Raw genomic sequence first — 6,088 nt, 5'->3', positions numbered from 1 at the left:
GGCCGCCCCACGACTCACACCACGAGATTCAACAGTCGCTTCGGGACGAAGATCACCTTGCGGGGTGCTCCCGTGACGAACCGGGCCACTGTTTCATCGGTCATGGCGAGCGCCAGCGCCGCGTCCTGCGTGATATCGGCCGGCGCGCGGAGCTTCCCGCGCACCTTGCCGTTCACCTGCACGACCAGGTCCACCTCGTCGTCGACGAGGAAGGCTGCGTCGAAGGTGGGCCATCCGGCGTCGAAGACGCTCGTCGTATGTCCCAGCGTTTCCCAGCATTCCTCGGCCAGGTGAGGAGCGTAGGGCGCCACGAGCTGAACCAACGGCTCGACTTCCGCCCGATGCGGCACCCGCTCCCCCCGACGGACGGCGTTCATGTACTCCATCATCGCCGCGATGGCGGTGTTGTAGCCCAGATTCGCCGTGTCTTCCCCGACCTTTCTGATCGTGCGATGCAACTTCCGAATGACGTCCGGATCGGGCGTTCCGTCACGATCTGCATCGCGCACCGATGCCCAGAGGCGATCGAGGAAACGCCGCACCCCGCTGATGCCCTGATCGCGGAAATCGCCGCCTTCTTCGTACGGTCCGAGAAACATCAGATACATGCGGAACGCGTCGGCGCCCCATTCATCCATGTACTGATCGGGGTTGATGACATTCCCCTTCGACTTGGACATCTTCGCGCCTTCGCGGATGATCATCCCGTGGGCGCGGAACCGGGTGAACGGCTCCTCGAAATCGATGTGCCCCGCGTCCTTCAGCACCATGGTGATGAAGCGCGAATACAGCAGATGCAACACCGCATGTTCGTTGCCGCCGATGTACGAGTTCACCGGCAGCCATGTCTTCGTGCGCGCCGCGTCGAACGGCACGTCGTCGCGGGTGGCACTCGGATAACGCAGGAAGTACCACGCGCTGTCGAGGAACGTGTCCGACACGTCGGTTTCGCGACGCGCGGGCTTTCCGCACGTGGGGCACGGTACGCGATACCATTCCTCGTGACGGGCGAGCGGCGAGATTCCCGAGTCGTCCGGCTTGAAATCGGGGATGAACGGCAACTCGACCGGCAACTGCGACTCGGGCACCGGCACGGCGCCGCAGTCGTCGCAGTAGATGATCGGAATCGGCGGGCCCCAGTACCGCTGACGGGAGATGCACCAGTCGTGCAGACGATAGTTCGTCACGGCCGTGCCATGTCCACGCTCGGCGAGCCAGGCGATCACCTGGCGCTTCGCATCGCGCACAGCAAGTCCGTCGAACGGTCCCGAATTCACGAGACGGCACTCGTCATCGTCCTCGGTGAATGCGACGTCCCCCAGGGGCGTGTTGGCCTGATGATCGGCGGCGGCCACCACACGCACGATGGGCAGCCCGAACACCTGCGCAAATTCGAAGTCGCGCTCGTCGTGGCCCGGCACGGCCATGATCGCTCCGGTGCCATATTCCATGAGCACATAGTCGGCGATCCAGATGGGGATGTTCTGCCCCGTGGCCGGATTGACGGCGTAAGCGCCCGTGAAGACACCGGTCTTGTCCTTGCTGCTCTTGCGCGACACCAGATCCTGCCTGGTGGCGCGTTCCTGATAGGCCGTGACCTCCGCGCGCTGCGCATCGGTGGTGATGGTGCCCACCAGCGGATGTTCCGGCGCCAGCACGAGGTACGTGGCGCCGAAGATGGTGTCGGCGCGTGTCGTGAACACGGTGATGCGGGCATCCCGGCCATCGACATCGAACGTGAGTTCGGCGCCTTCCGATTTGCCGATCCAGTTGCGCTGCGCCTGCTTGGTGATGGGCGACCAATCGAGCCAGTCGAGGTTGTTCAGCAACCGCGGCGCGTACTCGGAGATGCGGAAGAACCACTGCTCGAGGAAGCGCTGTTCGACGGGCGTGCCGCAGCGTTCACACAGTCCCCCTTCCACCTGCTCGTTGGCGAGCACGGTCTTGTCGGTGGGGCACCAGTTGACGGCGGCAGCCTTCTTGTATGCCAGCCCCTGCTTGTGCAGTTGCAGGAAGACCCACTGCGTCCACTTGTAGTAGTCCGGTCGCGACGTGTCGACTTTCTGATGCCAGTCGACCATGAAGCCGGCGCGTTCGAGCTGCCGCGTGAAGTTCGCGACATTCTTCGGCGTGAGCTCCATGGGATGCGCGCCGATCTTGAGCGCATAGTTCTCGGAGTGGATGCCGAATGCATCGAAGCCGAGGGGCTGGAACACGTCGTGCCCGATCAGCCGATGGAAGCGCGCCGAGATGTCGCTGCCGGTGAAGGCAAAGAGGTTTCCGACGTGCAGCCCTTCGGCGCTCGGATACGGAAACATCATGAGCGCGTAGAACGGGCGCTCCGGGTCATCCAGTCGGGCGGTATTCGTGGCGCGTTCAGCCCAGCGGGTCTGCCACCGGGGCTCGATGGATCGCGGCTCGTACGGGGTCGGCGTGGCGTTTTCGGACATCCATGCAAGTTAAGCACTCCGGGGGACTACGGGGGTGTGGCATCCGGCGTGCGGCTTTGGAGGTGAGGTGTGGCATCCGGCCGGGGGCGTCGTGGGCGACGCGCCGGCCGCGGAGGGCGGCCCCTCGCCGCTTGCTGCGGGGGCGCCGGGGTTGCCCCCGGCGTGCCCCCGCAGAGGCGGCTCGGAACCGCCCCCGGGCCCGGCTTGGTCCGACAGGCGCGCGTCAGCCGGACGGTCGGAGGCGGGGCTGGCCGCGGGGGCTGGCCGCAGGGCTGGCGGGCTGTCGCAAACCCTGCAGGGCGCGCGCCGGCAGCCCTGCAGCCCTGCGTTCGCTTAGTGATAGTCTCGGTCGTTGAGCCAGACCCCCGCCCCGCAGGCCGGCGTCGGCGGGAGGCCGGGCGGGGACCGGAGCAAGGCCGCCTCTGCGCGGGCGCGCCGGGGCACCCCGGCGCCCGCGCAGCAAGCGGCCGCGCCTCCGGATCCCCGGCCCGGCCGGGTCGCCCGCACCGGAAGCCGCTGGCGCCGCGCCACCGTAGTCTCAGCGGCGATACAGGAAAGCCGCTTCCTCGAGCCGGGCACCCCGTTCGTCGCATACGGCGAACCGCCCGCCGGAATACAGGGTGGCGCCCGCGTACCGGCCGTCCTTGGTGATCGCGTAGAACTCGAGATCGAACTTGGGCCGGCCGTTGGGACCGAGCAGACGGGTTTCGGTCATGGCCACCACGCGTTCGAGCGTCTTGAGCAGGGCCTGCTGCGGCGCCAGCCCCTGGCGCATGAACTCGACCGCGAGGAACGAAGCGCAGGTCTTGATGTTGGCCTCGCCGCGCCCCGTGCTGCCCGCCGCGCCCACGAGATTGTCGCAGTACTGCCCCGCCCCGATGATCGGCGAATCGCCGATGCGGCCCGGCACCTTCCAGGCCATGCCGCTCGTCGTCGTCACCGACGCGATGTCGCCACTGGCGTTGACCGCGTTCATGTTGATGGTGCCCGTCGTGAACTTGACCTTGATGTCGTCATCGTGATCGAGCCACGCATCGTTGGCGTTCAGACGCGACTTCCACCGCATCCAGTCCTGCCGCGACTTCTCGGTCAGCAGATTCCGCTCCTGGAACCCCATGGCCTTCGCGAAACGTTTGGCGCCCGTGCCCACCAGCATCACGTGATCGGTGTAATCCATGACCGCCTTGGCCACGAGCGAGGGCGTGGCGATGTCCTCAATGGCCGCCACCGAACCCGCCCGGCGCGTGGGACCGTGCATGCAGGCGGCATCGAGCTGCACCACCCCTTCCTCGTTGGGCAGTCCGCCATATCCCACCGACTGGTCCTCCGGATCGAGTTCCTGGATGTTCACCCCCGCGATGGCCGCGTCGAGCGGGTCCTGGCCCGTCACCATGCGGTCATAGGCCACTTTCACGCCGCGGATCCCGTTGGCCGAGGAGACGACCACGGGCCGGGCCCGATAGCCGGGTGTGGTGCCCGGCGCGGGGGCCGTGGCGGTGGACCACCAGTCCTCGGGCAGACGGGGCACAAAACCGGCGGCGGCGAGCGCGGCGGACCGCTCGAGAAAATCGCGACGGGAAACAGACATCGACACTCCGGAACAGAGAGGGTGCAGACTGCAGTAGAAGAGCCACGGCCAATCGGCTGACCCGACGATATCGCGGCTGCGCCCCGGTGGCGAGAGTCGCGCTGGACCGTCAGAATGTCAGTGCCGTTTCCCACCTCCCATTTCGACCATGACCACACCGGCCGCCATTGCCGATCAGCTGCGCGAAACCCTCTTCCTCGACGGGTTCACCGACGCGCACCTCTGGAAACTCTCCCGTCACGTCACGCCGCACGATCTGGTGGCCGACGAGACCATCTTCAACGAAGGCGAACCCCGCCAGCGCTTCGCCATTCTCATCAGCGGCGCGGTGGCCATCGAGAAATCCGCCGACGGCCGCTCCACGCGCCTGGTGACCCTCGGTCCCGGCGAGGCCGTGGGAGAAGGCCTGCTGCTCGACGACAGCAATCACGGCACCACGGCCCGGGTCATCATGCCCGGCAAGGCCGTGCTGCTCTCACGCGCTCAGCTCGACGACATCACGCGCGAAGCCCCGCAGTTGTACGCCGCCCTCGTGGCGCGCGCGGCGCGGGCCATCTCCGACCGCCTGCGGCGCGCCGACGCCACGCTCGTGGGCCGCGGCCGCACCCTGGGCTTCGGCGGGCACCGCACGCGTCTGGAGCACGACCTGCTGGGTGAGCGGGAGGTACCCTACGAGGCGCTCTACGGCGTCCAGACGCTGCGGGCGCTCGAGAACTTCCCCATCACCGGCATTCCGCTGCGCGAATTCCCGGTGCTCATCGAAGCGCTGGCCACGGTCAAGGAAGCCGCGGCGCTCACCAATCGGGAACTGGGGCTGCTGGACCCCGCCGTGGCCGACGTCATCGTGCGGGCTGCGCGCGAGATCAAGGCCGGCCGGCACCACGAACACTTCCTGGTGGACATGATCCAGGGTGGGGCGGGCACGTCGACGAACATGAACGCCAACGAAGTCATCGCCAACCGGGCGCTGGAGCTGCTCAACGAGCCACGGGGGACGTATCAGGTCGTGGGCCCGAACGACCACGTGAACCTGAGTCAGTCCACGAACGACGTTTATCCCACGGCCGTGCGCATCGCGCTGCACAGGAGTCTGGCCGGGTTCCGAGCCGAGCTGGCGCGGCTGGCCGATGCGTTCGAGGAGAAGGGCACGGAGTTCGCGCCGCTGCTCAAGATGGGCCGTACGCAGATGCAGGACGCGGTGCCGATGACGCTGGGACAGGAGTTCAACGCCTTCGCGCACACGCTGCGCGAGGACGTGGACCGGCTGGCCGAGGCGCAGTCGCTGATCCGCGAGATCAACCTGGGCGCCACCGCCATCGGCACGGGCATCAACGCCCCGCCGGGATACGCCGATCTGGTGGCGAAACATCTGGCGGCGGTGTCGGAGGTGCCCGTCCTCACGGCGCCCGATCTGGTGGAAGCCACCAGCGATACCGGCGCCTTCGTGCAGCTGTCCGGCGTGCTCAAGCGTACGGCGACCAAGCTGTCGAAGATCTGCAACGACCTGCGTCTCCTGTCGTCGGGCCCGCGGGCGGGTTTCGGCGAGATCAACCTGCCGGCCATGCAGCCGGGCTCGTCCATCATGCCGGGCAAGGTGAACCCCGTCATCCCCGAGGTGGTGAACCAGGTCTGCTTCGACGTGATCGGCGGCGACGTGACGGTGACCATGGCGGCCGAGGCGGGACAGCTCCAGCTCAATGCGTTCGAGCCGGTGATCGCCTATCGCCTGCTCCGGGGCATCGACATGCTGCGGAACGCCTGCGCGGTGCTGCGCGAGCGATGTGTCACCGGGATCACAGCCAACGCTGACAGGATGCGTCACTTTGTTGAACATTCCATCGGCATCGTGACGGCCCTCGTGCCCGTCATTGGCTATGAAGCAGCAACCGACGTGGCACGGACCGCGCTGTCGAGCGGCCGGGGCGTGTTCGACATCGTGCTGGAACGGGAGCTGCTCACCCGCGCCCAGCTCGACGAGATCCTGAATCCGGCGGCCATGACGGCGCCGCGCAGCGTCGCGCAGGAGCATTCCGCCAAATCGTAGGCGCCG

The 6,088-nt window shown here is 67.2% G+C and carries 3 protein-coding genes; 1 reads left to right on the top strand and 2 read right to left on the bottom strand.

Annotated elements, in window-relative coordinates:
- Window positions 1–14: 14 nt before the first annotated feature.
- Together leuS and WG208_RS17905 are read right to left on the bottom strand one after the other, a co-directional pair.
- On the bottom strand, window positions 15–2,450 hold the full coding sequence (leuS, locus tag WG208_RS17910) for a leucine--tRNA ligase (RefSeq protein WP_337172761.1): 2,436 nt from the start codon (window positions 2,448–2,450) through the stop codon (window positions 15–17).
- A gap of 538 nt (window positions 2,451–2,988) precedes the next feature.
- Complete coding sequence (locus WG208_RS17905; protein WP_337172760.1) at window positions 2,989–4,038, bottom strand: N(4)-(beta-N-acetylglucosaminyl)-L-asparaginase; 1,050 nt, start codon at window positions 4,036–4,038, stop codon at window positions 2,989–2,991.
- A gap of 148 nt (window positions 4,039–4,186) precedes the next feature.
- On the opposite strand from WG208_RS17905, the gene WG208_RS17900 reads away from it, so the two are divergent.
- Window positions 4,187–6,082: an aspartate ammonia-lyase gene (locus tag WG208_RS17900; RefSeq protein ID WP_337172759.1), complete on the top strand. Its 1,896-nt coding sequence runs from the start codon at window positions 4,187–4,189 to the stop codon at window positions 6,080–6,082.
- The last annotated feature ends 6 nt before the right edge of the window (window positions 6,083–6,088 follow it).

Origin of the sequence: Gemmatimonas aurantiaca (genome assembly GCF_037190085.1) — a bacterium.
Lineage (GTDB): Bacteria > Gemmatimonadota > Gemmatimonadetes > Gemmatimonadales > Gemmatimonadaceae > Gemmatimonas > Gemmatimonas aurantiaca_A.
Note: the sequence above shows the minus strand (reverse complement) of the source record. Positions and strands in the feature narration are given on the sequence as shown.

Bases quoted from the DNA above. Each gene is read 5' to 3' on its own strand.
- WG208_RS17900 (WP_337172759.1), top strand. From the start codon at position 4,187: ATGACCACACCGGCCGCCATTGCCGATCAGCTGCGCGAAACCCTCTTC.
- leuS (WP_337172761.1), bottom strand. From the start codon at position 2,450: ATGTCCGAAAACGCCACGCCGACCCCGTACGAGCCGCGATCCATCGAG.
- WG208_RS17905 (WP_337172760.1), bottom strand. From the start codon at position 4,038: ATGTCTGTTTCCCGTCGCGATTTTCTCGAGCGGTCCGCCGCGCTCGCC.